The organism is Halomonas sp. SIMBA_159, assembly GCF_046536035.1.
Taxonomy (GTDB): Bacteria; Pseudomonadota; Gammaproteobacteria; order Pseudomonadales; family Halomonadaceae; genus Vreelandella; species Vreelandella venusta_A.
The window spans coordinates 1-285 of record NZ_JAWJBT010000342.1 but is presented as its reverse complement, the minus strand read 5'-3'; the positions used below and the strand labels follow the sequence as shown (position 1 = coordinate 285).

General features: G+C 48.4%; 1 protein-coding gene. It reads right to left on the bottom strand.

What is annotated here, in order from left to right; translation table 11 throughout:
* Nucleotides 1-285: dihydrofolate reductase family protein (locus R0J87_RS19550; RefSeq protein ID WP_498888328.1), on the bottom strand; the 285-nt coding region annotated here is incomplete at both ends.

The window sequence follows — 285 nt, the reverse complement described above, 5'->3', positions numbered from 1 at the left end:
CGGCGCTGTGCTTTCTGGAATAAAGGAATGCCCTCGCCAAGCGTCACTGGCGCGATGGAAATGATGAATTCATCGACCAGGTCTTCTTTTAATAAACTCTCGATCAATAAGCTGCCCCCGACTGGCCAAATCGTGCCGCCCGGTTGCTGCTTAAGTGTTTTCACGACGCTTGCCACATCTTCCGAGGTGAACGTAATTTTGCTTTCATCCTCTTTCGGATGAGAAGTAAATACATAAGAATGCTGATCGGCGTAAGGGAATTCCCCGTCTATACGATCAATCACC